Origin of the sequence: Streptococcus iniae (assembly GCF_030732225.1) — a bacterium.
GTDB classification, from domain to species: Bacteria; Bacillota; Bacilli; order Lactobacillales; family Streptococcaceae; genus Streptococcus; species Streptococcus iniae.
On the sequence record NZ_CP132230.1, the window covers coordinates 618,261 to 637,950 of the forward strand.

General features: G+C 36.9%; 16 protein-coding genes and 1 pseudogene. 14 read left to right on the forward strand and 3 right to left on the reverse strand.

Annotated features, from left to right (window positions below; translation table 11 throughout):
- Window positions 1-17 precede the first annotated feature (17 nt).
- The 11 genes and pseudogenes from Q9317_RS03105 (at window position 18) to Q9317_RS03155 (ending at window position 12,765) form a co-directional block, all read left to right on the forward strand.
- Entirely contained in the window at window positions 18-548 is a 531-nt protein-coding gene (locus Q9317_RS03105; protein WP_003101097.1) for a hypothetical protein, read from the forward strand.
- 103 nt (window positions 549-651) lie between these two features.
- The gene (locus Q9317_RS03110) at window positions 652-1,425 is read left to right on the forward strand and encodes a formate/nitrite transporter family protein (protein ID WP_003101099.1); all 774 of its coding nucleotides are present in this window, start codon (window positions 652-654) and stop codon (window positions 1,423-1,425) included.
- 93 nt (window positions 1,426-1,518) lie between these two features.
- Complete coding sequence (pbp2b, locus tag Q9317_RS03115; RefSeq protein WP_305981575.1) at window positions 1,519-3,603, forward strand: penicillin-binding protein PBP2B; 2,085 nt, start codon at window positions 1,519-1,521, stop codon at window positions 3,601-3,603.
- A gap of 11 nt (window positions 3,604-3,614) precedes the next feature.
- Window positions 3,615-4,211, forward strand: coding sequence for a recombination mediator RecR (recR, locus tag Q9317_RS03120; RefSeq protein ID WP_003101102.1), 597 nt, complete (start codon window positions 3,615-3,617; stop codon window positions 4,209-4,211).
- Between the two features lie 78 nt (window positions 4,212-4,289).
- A complete protein-coding gene (locus Q9317_RS03125; RefSeq protein WP_003101104.1) occupies window positions 4,290-5,336 on the forward strand; it encodes a D-alanine--D-alanine ligase in 1,047 nt (348 codons plus the stop codon).
- Between the two features lie 125 nt (window positions 5,337-5,461).
- Complete coding sequence (locus Q9317_RS03130) at window positions 5,462-6,841, forward strand: UDP-N-acetylmuramoyl-tripeptide--D-alanyl-D-alanine ligase (protein ID WP_003101106.1); 1,380 nt, start codon at window positions 5,462-5,464, stop codon at window positions 6,839-6,841.
- Window positions 6,842-6,914: 73 nt separating this feature from the next.
- Complete coding sequence (locus Q9317_RS03135) at window positions 6,915-7,601, forward strand: TMEM164-related integral membrane acyltransferase (protein WP_121791497.1); 687 nt, start codon at window positions 6,915-6,917, stop codon at window positions 7,599-7,601.
- Window positions 7,602-7,766: 165 nt separating this feature from the next.
- Window positions 7,767-9,311 (forward strand): peptide chain release factor 3, encoded by a 1,545-nt coding sequence (locus tag Q9317_RS03140; RefSeq protein ID WP_121791498.1) that lies wholly within the window; start codon window positions 7,767-7,769, stop codon window positions 9,309-9,311.
- A 134-nt stretch (window positions 9,312-9,445) separates the two neighbouring features.
- A pseudogene (locus tag Q9317_RS03145) lies at window positions 9,446-11,142 on the forward strand (IS1182 family transposase).
- A 133-nt stretch (window positions 11,143-11,275) separates the two neighbouring features.
- On the forward strand, window positions 11,276-11,899 hold the full coding sequence (locus Q9317_RS03150) for a DUF6287 domain-containing protein (RefSeq protein WP_003101111.1): 624 nt from the start codon (window positions 11,276-11,278) through the stop codon (window positions 11,897-11,899).
- A 59-nt stretch (window positions 11,900-11,958) separates the two neighbouring features.
- Window positions 11,959-12,765, forward strand: coding sequence for a hypothetical protein (locus Q9317_RS03155; RefSeq protein ID WP_003101112.1), 807 nt, complete (start codon window positions 11,959-11,961; stop codon window positions 12,763-12,765).
- 175 nt (window positions 12,766-12,940) lie between these two features.
- Here the strand turns inward: Q9317_RS03155 and Q9317_RS03160 are convergent, their stop codons facing one another.
- Window positions 12,941-13,717, reverse strand: coding sequence for a Cof-type HAD-IIB family hydrolase (locus Q9317_RS03160; protein ID WP_003101113.1), 777 nt, complete (start codon window positions 13,715-13,717; stop codon window positions 12,941-12,943).
- A 152-nt stretch (window positions 13,718-13,869) separates the two neighbouring features.
- Here Q9317_RS03160 and cshA point away from each other — a divergent pair, with 152 nt between their 5' ends.
- Together cshA and Q9317_RS03170 are read left to right on the forward strand one after the other, a co-directional pair.
- Entirely contained in the window at window positions 13,870-15,501 is a 1,632-nt protein-coding gene (cshA, locus tag Q9317_RS03165) for a degradosome RNA helicase CshA (protein ID WP_003101114.1), read from the forward strand.
- Between the two features lie 136 nt (window positions 15,502-15,637).
- Complete coding sequence (locus tag Q9317_RS03170; protein WP_003101115.1) at window positions 15,638-17,656, forward strand: KUP/HAK/KT family potassium transporter; 2,019 nt, start codon at window positions 15,638-15,640, stop codon at window positions 17,654-17,656.
- Between the two features lie 22 nt (window positions 17,657-17,678).
- On the opposite strand, the gene Q9317_RS03175 is transcribed toward Q9317_RS03170, so the two are convergent.
- Both Q9317_RS03175 and Q9317_RS03180 read right to left on the reverse strand, forming a co-directional pair.
- Window positions 17,679-17,957, reverse strand: coding sequence for a GIY-YIG nuclease family protein (locus tag Q9317_RS03175; protein ID WP_003101116.1), 279 nt, complete (start codon window positions 17,955-17,957; stop codon window positions 17,679-17,681).
- 71 nt (window positions 17,958-18,028) lie between these two features.
- Window positions 18,029-18,796: a tRNA1(Val) (adenine(37)-N6)-methyltransferase gene (locus tag Q9317_RS03180; protein WP_031239012.1), complete on the reverse strand. Its 768-nt coding sequence runs from the start codon at window positions 18,794-18,796 to the stop codon at window positions 18,029-18,031.
- A 119-nt stretch (window positions 18,797-18,915) separates the two neighbouring features.
- Here Q9317_RS03180 and Q9317_RS03185 point away from each other — a divergent pair, with 119 nt between their 5' ends.
- A complete protein-coding gene (locus Q9317_RS03185) occupies window positions 18,916-19,653 on the forward strand; it encodes a lysophospholipid acyltransferase family protein (protein WP_003101118.1) in 738 nt (245 codons plus the stop codon).
- The last annotated feature ends 37 nt before the right edge of the window (window positions 19,654-19,690 follow it).

A 19,690-nucleotide genomic window follows, 5' to 3' on the forward strand; every position in this document is an offset into this window, starting at 1 on the left:
TAATTGAAGGAGACATTATGACGCAAAAAAATACAAAAAAAATCGCATACGCTTCAATTTTAACGGCTTTTGGAATTTTAATTCCAATGATAATGCCGGTGAAAATCATTATTGGTCCAGCTTCTTTTACCTTAGCTAGTCATGTCCCCTTATTTTTAGCAACCTTTATATCTGTTCCTGTTGCTATTTTTGTTGGGTTTGGGACAACTTTAGGCTTCTTTATGGCAGGATTTCCTATTGTTATTGTGATGCGTGCTTTGTCGCAAATTATTTTTGCGTTCATCGCGAGTATCATTCTTAAAAAAAGTCCTCAGTGGATTGAACAGCCTCTTAAAACCTTTATTTTTGGCTTATTGATTAACCTGATTCATGGTTTGGGTGAGCTGATTGCAGTTTACCTCATGACGTCACCAGCTGGAGGTGATCCGAAGTATCTCTTATCACTAGTTCTTCTAGTTGGTGTCGGAACAGTTATTCATGGTCTAGTGGATTTCTATTTAGCTCTTTTCCTATGGAAATCCTTGCTTAAGGCAAATCTTCTAAAGTAAGTTCATCTAAATTCTGAAATCTTCTCTGAAAGTGCTTGCATTTTTTCTAAAAATTGCTATACTAGTTAATGCATTTGTGAATCACGTAACATTAGGAGTTAATATGAAAAGTCCAGAAAATATTTTAGAAACAACGATTGCAATTGGTCACCACAAGATTGAAAAAAGCTTTCTTGCTAAGGCTATTTTAGGATTTATTGGTGGTGCCATGATTAGTCTTGGCTATCTCTTGTATGTCAGGATTGCGGCGAGTGCTTTAGAAAGCTTTGGAGCCTTTTCAAGTATTTTAGGGGCAGCAGCTTTTCCAATTGGTTTAATCATTATTCTGATGGCTGGTGGTGAGCTAATTACAGGTAATATGATGGCTGTGTCGGCAAGTTTTTTTGCTAAAAAAGTTACCTTATCTGACTTAGTTAAAAACTGGTTAGTTGTTACGCTATTTAATGTCATTGGCGCTATTTTTGTAGCCTTTGTGTTTGGGCATTTTTTAGGATTAACCTCAGCAGGTATTTTCAAACAAGAAGTCATCGAAGTAGCACATGCTAAAATTGCAGCTAGTCCTATGCAAGCTTTTGTTTCAGGTATAGGGTGTAATTGGTTTGTTGGTTTAGCCTTATGGTTAAATTATGGTGCAGGTGATGCCTCAGGTAAAATTTTAGGCATTTGGTTCCCAGTAATGACGTTTGTAGCTTTAGGCTTTCAGCATAGTGTGGCTAATGCCTTTATTATTCCAGCAGCTATTTTTGAATCAGCAGCTACTTGGATGCAATTTTTAAGTAACTTTACCTTTGTTTACCTTGGAAATATTGTTGGTGGCGCTATCTTTGTTAGTCTCTTTTACTACAAAGCATTCCATCATCCAAAAGAAGGTCATTAATCTAAACATATGAAAAAAATGATGAGGTTGAGAAGATTATTCTCAGCCTTATTTTTATAAATTATGATAAAATAGGAAGCGAAGTTTAAAAAAATGGAGGGCATCGTCATCAGTTTCAATCACGAAAATCGCAAACAAAACAAGAAAAATCCATCCATTCATTTGCGTATCCACCTCTTATTTTTGATTATTGTCCTTCTGTTTACAAGTTTGATTTTTCGCCTAGCCTATATGCAAATTCGTAACAAGAGTTTTTACGATGCTAAACTCAAAGCAACAACTGTTTATAAAGTGAAAAGCTCTAAGCCTAGAGGCCTTATTTTTGACCATAGCGGTAAAGTTATTGTTGCTAATGACATTAAAGATGTTGTCTCATTTACACGAAACCCAAAAGTTTCTGCGAAAGACATCAAGACTTTGGCAAAACGTTTATCCGACTATGTCACTTTCTCTGATAATAAGGTTTCACAAAGAGCTAAGAAGGATTATTATTTGGCTGATCCAGAGGTCTATGCCAAAGTTGTTACAAAACTCCCTAAAAAGAAAAAATTTGATTCTTATGGCAATCGCCTGACCGAAGCTAAAGTTTATCAAAATGCAATAGATAGCATTAAAGAAAGTGATCTCACTTATTCCCCTCAAGAAGTAAAACGTATTGCTATTTTTAATCAGATGAACGCAACGGCAGCTTTTTATACCGTTACCCTTAAAACAAAAGCTTTATCTGACCAAGAAATTGCCTATGTCATTGCTAATCAGTCAAAGCTGCCAGGGATTTCAGTAAGCACTGATTGGAACCGTAAGATTGAAGAGACAAGCTTAGCTTCTATTATTGGGAAAGTATCTAGCCGCGAAGCAGGCTTGCCTCAAGAAGAAGCGCATGCTTATCTCAAAAAGGGCTATTCCTTAGATGATCGTGTTGGGACGTCTTATTTGGAAAAAAGCTACGAAAATGAGCTTCAGGGTCGTCATGAAACACGTGACATTAAAACAGATAAAAATGGGAAAATCATTTCTGACAAGATTACAGATAAAGGTGAAAATGGTAAAAATTTGAAATTAACCATTTCCAGTGATTTTCAAAAAGACGTTAATGCTATTGTCAAAAATCACTATCAAACAGAGATATCTCAAGGTTTGGCGAATTACTCTGAGGGAATCTATGCTCTTGCAATGAATCCTAAAACGGGTGCTATTTTAGCAATGTCAGGTTTAAGTCGAGATACTGAAAGTGGAGCTTTGCAAGATAATGCACTTGGCACTTTTACAAATGTCTTTACGCCAGGATCTGTTGTCAAAGGTGCCACCCTTGCTGCTGGATGGCAATCTTCTGTGATTTCAGGAAACCAAGTTTTAATTGACCAGCCCATTCAGTTTGGAAATTCAAAACCTATTAACTCTTGGTTTACATCAGGTCAACAAGCCATTTCAGCTATTCAAGCACTGGAATATTCATCAAATACGTACATGGTGCAAGTTGCTCTGAAAATGATGGGACAGGATTATCATGTTGGTATGTCCTTAACCACAGATGGTATGAAATCAGCCATGGAACGCTTGCGATCAACCTATGCAGAATTTGGACTTGGAACTGCCACAGGCATTGATCTTTCAGGAGAATCCCAAGGCTTTATTACTAATGACTACACAGTTTCAAATGTCGTAACGGAATCTTTTGGTCAGTTTGATAACTACACAACATTACAATTGGCCCAATATGTTTCAACCATTGCTAACAAGGGAAATCGTATGGCCCCTCATCTTGTCGAAGGGATTTATGATGCAGATGACAAGAAAGGGCTTGGGAGATTAAATCATCTTATTGAACCCAAAGCACTTAATAAAGTATCTATTTCAGATGAACAACTGTCTATCATTCAAGATGGTTTTTATCAGGTAGTTAATAGTGCTAGCCCTTATGCTACAGGTAAAGGCTTGGCAGGTTCTGCAACGCCTATCAGTGCCAAAACAGGTACTGCTGAAACCTATGCAAAAGATAGCAATGGCCGTACGGTTGAAACTTTCAATTTAAATGTAGTGGCTTATGGACCAAGCAGTGATCCTCAAGTTGCTGTTGCAGTCATGTACCCGCATGCTAGTGACCCATTAGCCAAGACACATCAATATATTGCTAAGGATATTATTAATCTTTACATGACAAAATATGCAAATCAATAAAGGAGCTAAGCGTGCTTTATCCAACCCCAATTGCAAAATTAATAGAAAGTTACTCTAAACTCCCAGGTATCGGTGTAAAAACAGCGACCCGTTTAGCCTTTTATACTATCGGAATGAGTGACGAAGATGTTAATGATTTTGCCAAAAATCTCTTATCTGCAAAACGTGAATTAACCTATTGTACTATTTGTGGGAATCTTACAGATGAAGACCCTTGTTCTATTTGCATAGATCCAAATAGAGACAAAAGTCTTATCTTAGTTGTTGAAGAGTCAAAAGATGTTTCAGCGATGGAAAAGATTCAAGAGTATCATGGCTTTTATCATGTTTTGCACGGCTTAATTTCACCGATGAATGGTGTCGGTCCAGATGATATTAACTTAAAAACCTTGATTACTAGATTAATGGATAGTGACGTTAATGAAGTCATTGTTGCAACCAATGCAACAGCTGATGGTGAAGCAACCTCTATGTATATCTCGCGTGTCTTAAAGCCTGCAGGGATTAAAGTCACACGCCTTGCGCGCGGATTAGCCGTTGGCTCAGACATTGAATACGCAGATGAAGTGACCTTGCTTCGGGCAATTGAGAATCGAACAGAATTATAGTAGTGCTTAAAATGATTTTGAAAAGTATTCTTATTTTTGCTATAATCTAATAAAAATTCAATTCAGATAGGAAAAAAAATGGCTAAACAAACATTAGTATTATTATATGGAGGACGTTCTGCTGAGCGCGAAGTATCAGTTCTTTCAGCTGAAAGCGTCATGAATGCTATTAATTATGACAAGTTTTTGGTTAAGACTTATTTTATCTCTCAAGAAGGGGAGTTCTTCAAAACGCAATCATTTGATCAAAAGCCATTGGCCTCTGCTAAATTGATGACAAATGCAACCAAGGACATGAGTCAGAAAATTAAAGCCAGCGACATTTATGAGAAAGATGCTGTTGTTTTTCCAGTTCTTCATGGACCGATGGGAGAAGATGGCTCAATTCAAGGGTTTTTAGAAATCTTAAAAATGCCTTATGTGGGAACAACTATTCTATCATCAAGTGTTGCTATGGATAAAATCACCACAAAACATGTTTTAGAATCGGCAGGTATTCCGCAAGTTGCTTATACTGTCTATATCGAAGGTGAGGATTTAGAGTTAGCCATTGCTGAAAGTTTAGAAAAACTTACTTTCCCAATTTTTGTCAAACCAGCGAATATGGGTTCTTCTGTTGGCATTTCTAAAGCTGAGACGCAAGTAGAATTAAGAGAAGCTATTAAATTAGCTCTTAAATATGATAGCCGTATTTTAATTGAGCAAGGACTAGTGGCGCGTGAAATAGAAGTAGGTCTTTTAGGGAATACTCAAGTTTCTTCAACTCTTCCTGGTGAAGTTGTTAAAGATGTTGCTTTTTATGATTATAAAGCCAAATATGTAGACAATAAGATTACAATGGCAATACCAGCAGAGATTGAAGCACCAATTGTTGCAGACATGCGACGTTACGCAGAACAAGCTTTCAGAGCAATCGGTGCTTGTGGCTTGTCACGATGCGATTTCTTCTTAACAGAAGACGGTAAGATTTACCTCAATGAATTAAACACCATGCCAGGATTTACTCAGTGGTCTATGTACCCACTATTATGGGAAAATATGGGGATGAGTTATTCTGACTTGATTGAAAAACTTGTTAATTTAGCAAAAGAGGTCTTTGAAAAACGTGAAAGCCATCTGATATAAGATAAACAATTGAAGACTCAGGTCTTCTTTTTTAGGATGACATGCTTTTAATTGTCCAAGTCATTTTCTAAAAATGTGCTATAATATTATGGTAACTATTAGGATTTAATCAAAAAGGATAGAATATGAAATTAACATTACATGAAATAGCGAAGGTTGTGGATGCAGAAAATGCCATCTCAGAGTTTGAAGACGTTCCCCTGGGACAAATCGAATTTGATAGCAGAAAAATCACTAAAGGGGACCTTTTTTTGCCCTTAAAAGGCTTACGAGATGGGCATGATTTTATTGATATTGCCTTTGAAAATGGTGCTGTGGCAACCTTCTCAGAGAAAGTAATTAGTAACAAGCCTTATATTTTAGTGAAAGACACCTTAGTGGCTTTCCAAAAATTAGCTCAGTATTATATTGAAAAAATGCGTCTCGACGTTATTGCAGTGACTGGCTCAAATGGTAAAACCAGTACAAAGGACATGATTGAGGCTGTGCTTTCAACCACTTATAAAACCTATAAAACACAAGGTAACTATAATAATGAAATTGGCTTGCCTTATACGGTACTGCATATGCCTGATGATACAGAAAAAATTGTCCTAGAAATGGGACAAGACCATTTGGGTGATATTCATCTCTTATCAGAAATTGCCAAGCCTCACATTGCAGTTGTAACCTTAATCGGTGAAGCCCATTTAGAATTTTTTGGCAGTCGAGATAAGATTGCAGAAGGCAAAATGCAAATCACAGATGGTATGGATTCAGACGGCATTTTAATTGCCCCAGGTGATGCAATCATTGATCCTTATCTTCCAGACAATCAAATGATTATCCGTTTTGGACCGCATCAGGAGATTTTTGTTGAAGATGTTGTGGAAGAAAAAACTGGATTAACCTTCACAACTAATGTGCTTAAAGAGAAGGTCAAACTTCCTTTGGCAGGTAAATTTAATGCCAGTAATGCTATGGTAGCAGCCTATGTTGGTAAACTATTAGCTGTAACTGATGAAGACATTATTGAAGCATTAGAGACGGTCTCTTTAACCAAAAATCGTACAGAATGGTTGAAAGCTGCTAATGGAGCAGATATATTATCAGATGTCTACAATGCCAATCCAACAGCGACACGATTGATTTTAGAAAGTTTTTCTAGCATTTCAGCAAATCCTAATGGGAAAAAAATAGCCCTATTAGCTGATATGAAAGAATTAGGAGAAGACTCAGTAGCTCTTCACTCACAATTAGTCAGTTCTTTGAATCCTAACCTTATTACTGACCTTGTTTTTTATGGAGACGATATTGAAGAGTTGGCGCAATTAGCCAGTCAAATCTACCCCATTAATAAAGTGCATTTCTTTAGAAAAGATAAGGAGATTGATCAATTTGAAGCCCTTTGCCAACATGTTAAGGCATTAGTTGAATCAACTGATCAAATCTTACTTAAAGGAAGTAACTCAATGAACCTTGAGCGACTTGTTGATGCTTTAGTGACAACAAGATCATCACGATAGGGCGTAAGCTCAGAAAAATCTTGTCACTCTTACAATCTTAGGGTATAATGAGGAAATGAAGAAAGGATTAACCATGGAATTTTTTACAACCAATCCGAGTGGGATTCCACATTTATTTTTCCTGACAGCACTATTAATTGCTCCCTTACTGCTTGTAGCTAGTTTCAGATTTTACAAGTTAAAGAGCTTTCGTCAACTCTTTTTAGTCATTCAATTTACGCAATTAATTGGACTTTATGGTTGGTATGCATTGAAAGGTTTTCCAATTCAAGAGAGTCTTCCTTTATACCATTGCCGTATCGGCATGTTAGCTGTATTTTTCCTGCCAGATAAAACCAAGTGGAAACAACTGTTTATGCTTCTAGGAATCGGTGGGACCATTTTGGCTTTAATTTCGCCAGATTATTACCCTTACCCTCTATGGCATATCTCTAATGTTGCCTTTTATTTAGGTCATTATGCTCTACTTGTTAATGGTATGGTCTATTTGATGAGATTTTATGATAGAGATCTCTTGTCTGTACGAGAAATCGTGACCTTTTTAGCTAGTTTACATTTCTTTATTATGATTGTTAATGTAATTACTAAAGGAAATTATGGTTTCTTGATGAATTTACCGCTTATTCATAGCCAACATTTGGTTTTTAACTTTATTTTCATGACGGCTATTTTAACCTTATTAGCTAAAATTGTTGAAAAAGGATTTGTAAAAGCTTTAGAAAATAATCCGGAAGCTTTAGCTTACACAATTGAGAAGTAAGAGATTGCGAAAGCACTTAAAATCAGCTATAATAAAAGAGTTGTCATCAAAGACGACTCTTTTTACATGTATTATAAAGGAGATCAACCAATGTAGTTATTAGGATTGATGTCAAAACTATTACAAGAGTTAAAATGACTCTTCAAACATTCAAGGAATAAAATAATGTCATTACAAGAAGAAATTAAAAAAAGAAGAACCTTTGCCATCATCAGTCACCCGGACGCTGGTAAAACAACTATTACAGAGCAACTCCTTTATTTTGGAGGAGAATTACGTGAAGCTGGAACTGTTAAAGGAAAGAAAACGGGAACCTTTGCCAAATCTGACTGGATGGATATTGAAAAGCAACGTGGTATTTCGGTGACATCATCTGTGATGCAGTTTGATTACGCTGGAAAACGTGTTAACATTCTAGATACTCCAGGACATGAGGACTTCTCTGAAGATACGTATAGAACCTTAATGGCTGTTGATGCTGCGGTTATGGTTGTTGACTCAGCTAAGGGGATTGAAGCACAAACTAAAAAACTTTTTGAAGTTGTTAAACACAGAAACATCCCTGTTTTTACCTTTATCAATAAATTAGACCGTGATGGTCGTGAACCTTTAGAGTTGCTTGAAGAACTAGAAGCAGTTCTTGGGATTGCATCATACCCGATGAACTGGCCAATTGGTATGGGAAGAGCTTTTGAGGGACTTTATGATTTGCATAATGAACGCCTAGAGCTCTATAAAGGTGATGAACGCTTTGCAAGTTTAGAAGAAGGGGCAAGTATTTTTGCAAGTAACCCTTTTTACCAACAAGCACTTGAAGATATTGAGCTCTTGCAAGAAGCTGGAAATGAATTCTCAAAGGATGCTATTTTAGATGGTGAGTTAACACCAGTATTTTTCGGCTCTGCCCTAACTAATTTTGGTGTGCAGACTTTCCTTGATACTTTCTTAGAGTTTGCTCCAGAACCGCATGGTCATAAAACAACAGATGACAAGGTTATTGATCCTCTAAACAACGATTTTTCTGGCTTTGTCTTTAAAATTCAGGCAAATATGGATCCACGTCATAGAGACAGAATTGCCTTTGTACGGATTGTTTCTGGTGAGTTTGAAAAAGGTATGGGGGTTAACTTTACTCGTACTGGTAAGGGAGCTAAGTTATCTAATGTGACGCAGTTTATGGCTGAATCTCGTGAAAATGTTGAGAATGCTGTAGCTGGTGATATTATTGGTGTTTATGACACGGGTACTTATCAGGTTGGTGATACTTTAACTGTTGGAAAAAATAAATTTGAGTTTGAACCTCTTCCAACTTTTACCCCTGAAATCTTTATGAAAGTTTCACCTAAAAATGTTATGAAGCAAAAATCTTTCCATAAGGGAATGGAGCAGTTAGTTCAAGAAGGTGCTGTTCAGCTTTATAAAAACTATCAAACCGGCGAGTATATGCTAGGAGCAGTGGGGCAATTGCAGTTTGAAGTCTTTAAACATCGTATGGAAGGTGAATATAATGCAGAAGTTGTCATGACACCGATGGGGAAAAAGACTGTTCGTTGGATTGATGAAGCTGATTTGGATCAACGCATGTCATCTAGCCGCAATATCTTGGCTAAGGACCGATTTGATCAACCTGTCTTCCTCTTTGAGAATGAATTTGCCCTACGTTGGTTTGCAGATAAATATCCCGATGTTCAACTAGAAGAAAAAATGTAAATATAAGAAGAGAGGCTGGGCAAAAAGTAGCTTCAGAATAGAAAAAACGAGCATTTCCGCAGTTGGAGATGCTCGTTTTCCTATGTCATGGTTTATAATTATAATAACGACAAAACAACTAGAAAGCCATGACTATGTATAAAGAGTATAACACAAATCAACTCAGTTTGGAATTAAATCTTGCCTACGATATTCCAATGAATCATGAGGTTAGATTAATCAGTCTCTTTGTGGACAGTATTCCAAATCATATTTTGCTTGAAGAGACGTCTCACACTGGTCGTCCTGCCTTTCATCCTGCCATGCTTTTGAAGATGACGCTCTTCGCCTATGCCCGCCAGGTCTTTTCTGGTCGCAAAATAGTTCAGATGAATGAAGAAGTCATTCCCATGAAATGGTTGAGCCAGGACACCTACGTTAGCTATAAAACCATCAATAATTTTCGTTCTAGTAAACATGCCAATAACCTAATTAAGACCGCCTTTATTTATTTCACCCTCCTCATGCGTGAGAATGGCATGATTGAAGATGATGCTCTCTTTATCGATGGCACCAAGCTAGAAGCTGATGCTAATCTCTACTCTTTCACTTGGAAAAGAGCTGTTGATAAATACGAAGAGGCACTAAACGGAAAAATCTCAGAACTCTATGACCAGCTGGTTCAAGAGGGGGTAAACCTAGCTCTGTCTAAAGAAGAATGCGAAACCAGCGAGGGGTTAGTGCGCCTTTTAGAAGACACTGAACAGGCCTTGGCGGAAGTTGAGAAATCAATTTCTGAGGAACCAAAAGTTATCAAGGGAGGTTCTGCCAATAAACAAAAGCGACGTCGTATTAAGAAACTGCGCAACCAGTTGAGAAAGGATTATCTCCCTCGTAAGCAACGCTATGAGGAGGCTAGAGAGATTCTAGAAGAGCGTAACTCTTTCTCCAAAACGGACCACGATGCCACTTTTATGCGAATGAAAGAGGACCACATGATGAATGGCCAGCTCAAACCTGGCTATAATGTTCAAGCTGCCACCAATGGTCAATATGTTCTTGCATATGATATATTTCCAAATCCAACGGACACCCGAACCCTGAAACCATTTCTCCAATCCATTCAAACTCTGGACCTCTTCCAAAATATTGTCGCCGATGCCGGTTATGGCAGTGAGGAGAATTATAGTTTTATCATTGATGAGTTGGAGAAATCTCCTCTGATTCCCTATGGCATGTACCAGAAGGAATTGACTAAGAAATATAAAAACAGTCCTACTAATCCAAATAATTGGGACTACCTTGAAGAAACAGACCAATTCATTAAACCAGATGGTGTTGTTTATTCCTTTAAATATTACTCTCGTAGAAAAGATAAGTATGGCTTTGAACGGGATTTCAAGATTTATGAGGCAGAAAAAATACAAAGCACGGAAGAGTTGGAAAAACTTTCCAAAACAGAAAGTGGTCGCCAGAAACAGATCCATTACAATCCAACTTGGAATTACTTTAAAGAACTCATAAAGGAAGAATTACATAGCGAAGATGGCTCTCGAATCTATGCCAAACGGAAAATCGATGTCGAACCCGTTTTTGGCCGATTGAAGAGTGTTTTTGGCGTGCGTAGAGTCCATGTCAGAGGCAATCAAGCCGTCCAAACGGAGGTTGGATTCCTCTTCATGAGTATGAATCTCACGAAATTAGCTAAGAATCTCGACTCTAAAACTTCAAATACTCAAAAACCACACAGTGATTTTTTCATCTTGATTGTTTTCAAGACTGAAATCTCTGCGTGGTTTTATTTGAAGCTACTTTTTGCCCAGCCTCTTTTAAAGTATTGATAAGGTTATAAAGTGTTTTTTGCCACAGTTTATATGTCTTTGGTATGACTTTTATTACAAAAATGTAACAAAAGTGTTGCAATGATATTTTTAAGTGATATAATGAAAATGAAATAATGATAAAAAGACATTTGGAGACCTATTATGAAAAAAAGATTAGTTTTTGCTATTTCGACCATTATTGTGATTCTTTCCGCATTTTTAGCCATTACCTTCTTCACTGCCAAACCTCAAGAACAAGCGCTTAAAAAAGACGTTAGTCAGTCACAAGTTAAAAAAGCAAAAGTGAAAAAGAAAGCATTAAAAATAAGTCAAGATACCAGTCGTGTGAATCAATCTGAAACTATTAATCATAGTGGTCAAAAGAGTAGTCAAGAAAATACTTCTCATTCAACAAGTGCTACTATTGGAGCACAAAATGGAAAAATAAGTGAAACACAAACTTTACTAAGCGCTTTACAAAATCGAGATTTCTCTTCGATTGTTGGAACATGGGAAAATGATTTAGGTGACCTTATCATTATTGCTGATGATAGCAGCCTTACTCTAGAGTATAAGCAGCCTGACGGTAGTATAAGTAGCGGCCAGGACAAAATAGGTACGGGTGTTATCCAAGAGGACTGTTACATGGCTAATATTACTGGCGCTAGATTTATAGTAATTCCTGCTGGTGTAAAAAATAACCATAATGGAATGGTATATCATCAGAATTCAATTGTTGTAGGACAATCCTTAGCGGCAGATGAACATCCATTTTTTAAACACTAATCAAGTCATTTCATATAGAGATTTGACATCAATCAAGATCATAATAAGGAGAGAAAAAAATGAAAAAGAAATTTGCTGTTAGTACCCTAGTCCTTACATTGGCATGCTCAAGTATTCTTTGCTTCGGTCAGGAACAAAAAAGTGCTAAAAAGCAACCTATAAGTAAAGCAATTCCAGTTAGTCACTTAAAAATGACTCGTAAAAAAGATGCAAATGAAGTTTTTAAAGCTGTCGATGATAAAAAGTTGACTTCGAGTTCACCTATCAGAGGAAATCTTCCTCAACAAGTGCAAGAACAAAGTCATGTTAATCAACAGACGACTCTTCCAATTTTAGATGAAAAGGATCAAGCATTTGAGCTTCCTGTAACAACTGCAGCTCAAGAAGTTGCTCAAGTTGCTGATGCAAAAACGACAAATAATGGTGAGCAAGTCAACAGAATGAGTCAAACTCCAGAAGTGGCAACACTACCTGCTCTTCAAACCTTAATGCCACTACCTGTTGCTAGTATTGGTACATGGACTGTCCAAGTTGAGCCAGATTGGTTAGTGACCATTACAGTTTCTGCTGATGGAACAGTAAGTCGAGTTGATCAATCAGAAACTTATACTTACTATTCTCAACCACAAAGTGTACATTTTAATGGGGTTTATGATCGTGGGAATGGCAATTATGAATTGGTTGGTGATTATGGGACAAATCAAGCTATTATGATTATTGGTGGAATCGGTGGTGCTAATATCAAATATACCTTTGGCATGCATCTTGACGGAAATAGTCTCATCCCTGTTTTGTGGCAAACGGACATTGCTTCTGAATTTGATTTTGCTTCTCCTTTAAGTGGCCCAACGTTAAGAAAACCATAAAAAAAGAGCCTAGGACATTACTGTTCTGGGCTTTAAATGATATAAAAAATTAACAATAGATAGTTTAAAAACGCATCATAAACCATTAAACTCAATTACTTAGGATATAGACTTAGACTCAAAAAAACATTGTATTAATAAACTTTTTGCAAGAAAGATCGTAAGAAAATAGACTTTAGATGAGCCCATAGTGTTTGAGTCCAAAAAGGATTCCGTCTTCTGTGTTTTTATGGGTGATAAACTCAGCAAGTTCTTTTAGTTCAGCTATAGCATTCTCCATGGCAATGGGATGATCAACAGCTTTTAATAAATCAAGGTCGTTCCCACCGTCACCAAATCCATAAGTTGGTAGATTACTTAAACCTAGATATTTTTTTATAGTGTTAACACCTGTGCCTTTATTGAAGCCTGTTTTTACAACATCAATAGAAAATGGACTATTACGCAAGAATTGTAAACTGGGCACAGCTTTCTTATAAAAATGATCATTGTCTTTGTTAGAAGCACCTACAAGAATCATATTAACGTCGTGATCCAAATAGTAGTTGTCATCGATTCTTGGAGTAGGGCCATGAAAATACTTGAAATGTTGTTTAAGACCTTCAGATAAATCTGCTAAAATTAGTTCTTTAGGGGTGTAATAAGCAATACTTTCTCCTAAACGTCGGGCTAATTGCAATGTGTCTTTAATATCTTGTTTATCAATTGTTTCAGAAGAAATAATTTGGCCTTCTACCTGAACAACCATACCATTTAGCATAGCGACAGAGTCAATCCCAGATTCTTCTAAAACAGTATCGAGTTCCTTTACAGATCGACCTGTTGCAATTGCTGGTAAATAGCCATTGGCACGTAATTGTTTAAGAGCATGGCGGTTTTCATAAGAAATATGTGATGAGGCATTCAAAAGAGTGCCATCTAGGTCAAAAAAGACAATACCTTTATAGTTCATAACTTTATTTTAGCATAAAAACCTTTTCATAACTAAATTCCTATCTTTTTGATTTTTATTGTGTTAAACTAGTTTAGTTGTTAATTGAACGACAAATAATATAAAAGGCTTATAAGGCAGCTTCGCACTGCTTTTTTAGAAAAGAGAAACAATTGAAATTTACAGAATTAAACTTATCAGAAGACATCCAATCAGCTGTTGTAACAGCAGGTTTTGAAAAAGCATCTCCTATTCAGGAAATGACTATTCCATTAGCTTTGGAAGGTAAGGATGTTATTGGTCAGGCTCAAACAGGAACTGGTAAAACAGCTGCATTTGGTCTTCCAACCTTGAATAAGATTCGCACGGATGACAATATCATCCAAGCATTAGTGATTGCACCAACGCGTGAATTAGCGGTACAAAGTCAAGAAGAACTTTTCCGTTTTGGTCGTGATAAAGGTGTTAAAGTTCGCTCTGTATATGGCGGATCAAGTATTGATAAACAAATTAAAGCATTGAAATCCGGTGCTCATATTGTTGTTGGTACACCAGGTCGTTTACTAGACCTTATCAAACGTAAAGCATTGAAACTAGAACATGTTGAAACATTGATTCTTGATGAAGCTGATGAAATGTTAAACATGGGCTTCCTTGAAGATATTGAAGCTATTATCAGTCGTGTTCCTGAAGAACGTCAAACGCTCCTATTTTCAGCAACAATGCCTGCTCCAATTAAACAAATTGGTGTTAAGTTCATGAAAAATCCTGAACATGTTCAAATTAAAAACAAAGAATTAACAAATGTTAATGTTGAACAATTCTACGTTCGTGTTAAAGAACAAGAAAAATTTGACACCATGACACGTCTTATGGACGTTCAACAACCAGAACTTGCTATTGTTTTTGGTCGTACAAAACGTCGTGTTGATGAAATTACCCGTGGTCTTAAATTACGTGGTTTCCGTGCAGAAGGTATTCATGGAGACCTTGATCAAAACAAACGTTTACGTGTTATTCGTGATTTTAAAGGGGACCAAATTGATATTTTAGTTGCAACTGACGTTGCTGCGCGTGGACTTGATATTTCAGGAGTTACTCACGTTTATAACTACGACATCACTCAAGATCCAGAAAGTTATGTTCACCGTATTGGTCGTACGGGTCGTGCTGGTAAAACAGGTGAGTCTATTACTTTTGTATCACCAAACGAAATGGGTTACTTGTCAATGATTGAAACATTGACTAAAAAACAAATGCTTCCACTGAAACCTGCAACAGCAGAAGAAGCATTCCAAGCGAAAAAGAAAATTGCTCTTAAGAAAATTGAACGTGACTTTGCTGATGAGACTATTCGTTCAAACTTTGACAAATTCAAAGGAGATGCAATTCAATTAGCTTCAGAATTTACACCTGAAGAATTAGCGCTTTATATCTTGAGTTTAACCGTTCAAGATCCAGACACCCTACCAGAAGTTGAAATTGCACGTGAAAAACCATTACCATTTAAATATGTTGGTGGTGGTCATGGCGGTGGCAAAAAAGGTAAAGGCGGCCGTGGTAGAGATAACCGTGGACGTGGTGGCCGTGATGGTGACCGTCGTGGTGGTTACCGTGGTGATCGTAACCGTGATGACCGTGATAATGACCGTCGTCGCAACAAACGTGATAAACGTGACAACCATGATGCAAGTGCTAGTGGTAGCCGCAAACCAAAACGTAATGCAAAAGAATTTTACAATAAAGACAAAAAGTCTGGTAATAAAAAGGATTCAGGTTTCGTTATTCGTCATAAAGGTGAATAATCAAATGACAAGAATTGAAATGATTTTCAATTCTTTTTTTTATTTTCAAATTTGTTTTCTTTTTTGAATGCTTTCTGTTATAATGGGTTCATCCATTTGGGTATATTTTATATAATATTTTAGGAGGAAGATTGGGATGTCAAATGCCAATCACCCGGCTTTTGATAAAGCAAGTAAAGCCGGATTTATCATTGCACTCGGAATTGTCTATGGAGACATAGGGACAAGTCCTCTTTATACCATGAATTCATTAGTGGAAAATCAAGGTGGAATTAGCTCGGTATCAGAAGCTTTTATTCTAGGTTCAGTTTCCTTAATTATATGGACCTTAACCTTGATCACAACCATTAAATATGTTTGGATTGCCCTGAAGGCGGATAACCATCATGAAGGTGGAATTTTCTCGCTTTATACCCTGGTTCGAAAAATGTCGCCATGGTTAATTGTTCCAGCAATGATTGGTGGGGCTACTTTATTATCTGATGGGGCACTCACACCAGCTGTTACAGTGACTTCGGCAATCGAGGGCTTAAAGGCTGTACCAGGAATTAGCCATATTTATCAGAATCAAACTAACGTCATCATAACCACCCTTTTGATTCTGCTGACGCTTTTTTCCATTCAGCGCTTTGGGACAGGTGTTATTGGTAAGTTATTTGGACCAATTATGCTGCTTTGGTTTAGTTTTCTTGGTCTGACTGGGATTTATAATAGTTTAGGCCATCTTGCTATTTTTAAAGCCATTAATCCTTACTATGCTATTCATTTATTATTAAGCCCAGAAAATCATCGTGGCATTTTTATCCTAGGTTCCATTTTCCTTGCAACAACTGGTGCAGAGGCCCTTTACTCAGATTTGGGACACGTTGGTCGAGGAAACATTTATATGAGTTGGCCATTTGTAAAACTTTGCATCGTCTTATCGTATTGTGGACAAGGGGCATGGGTTTTAGCCAATAAAAACAGTGGAATTGTCTTGAATCCATTCTTTGCCAGTGTTCCAGAAAGCATTAGGGTTTACTCGGTTATTTTAGCAACTTTAGCAGCTATTATTGCCTCACAAGCTTTGATTACGGGTTCCTTTACTCTAGTGGCAGAAGCCATGCGTCTTAAAATTTTCCCACTTTTTCGTGTGACCTATCCTGGCGAAAGTTTAGGACAATTGTATCTTCCTGTTATTAACTGGATTTTATTTCTTATCACATCGTGTACAGTCCTTTATTTTAGAAGTTCAGAGCATATGGAAGCTGCTTATGGTCTTGCGATAACCATAACCATGCTGATGACGACAATTCTCTTGTCTTATTTCCTTATTAAACAGGGCATGAACGCAGGTTTAGCTCATTGTATCATGGCATTTTTTGCTTTGGTTGAATTTATTTTCTTCTGGGCTTCCGCTGTCAAATTCTTACATGGTGGCTATGTTGTTGTGATTATTGCCTTTGCAATTTTATTTCTGATGTTTATTTGGCATCAAGGCACCAAAATTGTTTTCAAATATGTTAAGTCACTTAATTTGGTGGATTATAAAGAGCAAATTAGGGCACTTAGAGATGATACCAGTGTGGATTTGTATCAAACCAATGTGGTTTATTTAACCAATCGTATGAAAGATAATATGATTGATCGCTCTATTCTTTACTCTATTTTGGATAAACGTCCTAAACGAGCTAAAGTCTATTGGTTTGTCAACGTCAAAGTTACAGATGAACCCTATACCGCAAAATATAGAGTTGATACCTTTGGCACAGATTACATGGTTAAAGTTGAACTCTTTTTAGGATTTAGAATGCCTCAGTCTGTTCCAAGATATTTGAGAACTATTGTTCAAGATTTAATGACTAGTGGTCGTCTCCCCCTTCAAGAACAGGAATTTTCAATTACTCCTGGTCGTAAAGTTGGTGATTTTAGATTTGTTATTATTGAAGAAAGAGTTTCAAATGCAAGACAATTAAATGCTTTTGAACGCTTTATTATGCAAACGAAAGCAAGTATAAAGCACTTCACAGCCACTCCGTCCCGTTGGTTTGGTTTGCAATATTCAGAAGTAACAGTGGAAGTGGTCCCATTAATTCTTTCAGACATTCTTAAACTGCCAATTAAAGAAATGGAAGAAGTACTGGAAGCTCCAGTAGAACTGGCCCCAAAAAGCTGACGCCTATAAAAAAGCAATGAGATCAGTTCTCATTGCTTTTACTTTGATGTTGGGCAATATAAGCTAATTTTTGTGCCCGATTTTTTCGTTTTTTGAATAAAGCTTCTGCACTCATGGCTTCTTGTTTACTTGGAAAGCTTTCAGAATAAATTAAAGTCACAGGTATGCGAGCCTTTGTGTATTTTGCTCCCTTTCCTGAATTGTGCATTTTTAGGCGGCGTTCAAGATTTGTTGTATAGCCGGTATATAAGGTTCCGTCTGAACACTCTAAGACATACATATAAGCAGAGGTTTGATTCATTGATAGTCCCATTCTAATAGGAAATAAAAGCCTTATTAGGCGAGAAATAAGGTATTCTATGGAAAGTAATGTTAGGTCGCTTTAAATTGAGAGTTTTGCCCAAAATAAATATCATAAATATGGTCTGTATAGTCCCCATTATCATTATGCACAATAAGGGGGGGCAATATTTTAAGGCCATCGGTAGAACCGTCTTTGATCGCTTCTATCAGTAACATATTAGCGTCCTTACCCAGTTTAGGATAGACAAACTGAATGCGCTTAGGAGCTAAACCATTGCTTCTGAGACAATCCAAAATATCAATGAAGCGGTCTGGTCTATGAACCATTGCTAGGCGACCATTTGACTTGAGAACGTGACGGCTAATCTGACAGATTTCTTCTAAATTGGTTGTGATTTCATGCCTAGCTAATAAGTAGTGTTCCGAGAGATTTTTTTTAGATGTTTCACTACTTTTAAAGTAAGGAGGATTGCAGAGGATCAAATCAACACCTGAGCGTGGGGCATGGTTTAAAAGGTTTTTTAAGTCATCGCAGACCATAGTTACTTGATCTTCGAGCTGATTGAGTTTTATGGAGCGTTTTGCCATATCAGCTAGTCTTTCTTGAATTTCAACTTCAAGAATAGTAGCCTTAGTTTTGGTGCTCACAAAGAGACCAACAGCACCATTTCCAGAACATAAGTCAACAATACGACCTCTAGATGGAATTTTAGGAAAACGTGATAGCAAGACACTATCGATAGAATAGCTAAAGACATCTTTGTTCTGAATAATTTTCACGTCGCTTGAAAAGAGTTGATCAATTCTTTCGCCCGTTTTTAATAAGTTACTTGTCATAAAAATATTATAACAAAAAACTGGAAAAGAGGTAATAGTAGAGGCATTAACCAATGACTTTCCCAATGCCTTCATTCATGGTACAATAAGTAAGAAGTGATATACCAAAGGAGAAACCTGTGTTTTATGCTTATTTAAGAGGCTTAGTTGTTTTTTTATTATGGGTTGTTAACGGCAATGCCCATTATCATAATGAAGAAAAAATACTAAAAGCTGATGACAATTACATTTTAGTTGCCCCACATCGCACATTCTGGGACCCTGTATATATGGCCTTTGCTGCCAGACCTAAACAATTTATTTTTATGGCCAAAAAAGAACTCTTTACGAATCGTCTTTTTGCTTGGTGGATAAAAATGTGTGGAGCCTTCCCAATTGACCGTGAAAATCCAGGTCAAGATGCCATTCGATACCCAGTAAATGTTTTAAAAAAACAAAATCGTTCGTTAGTCATGTTTCCAAGTGGCAGTCGTCATTCAAAAGATGTTAAAGGTGGTGTAGCAGTTATTGCTAAGATGGCCAAAGTCAAAATCATGCCAGCAGCCTATGCAGGGCCAATGACCCCAAAAGGTTTATTAGCTGGAGAACGCGTTGATATGAACTTTGGTAACCCGATTGATATTTCAGACATCAAACGCATGAATGACGAAGGAATTGCAGAAGTAGCGAATCGAATTCAAGCAGAGTTTGACAGACTTGATCAAGAAAATCAGATTTACCAACCGGGTAAAAAACGTCATCCACTGACTTATATTTACAGAATCCCACTAGCCCTAATTCTTGTTGTTATCCTTCTTTTAACAATGCTCTTTTCATATATTGCAAGCTTTATTTGGATGCCTGAAAAACACCGCTAAAAAAATTCACAAGACTGTGGATTTTTTTTATTTTTCT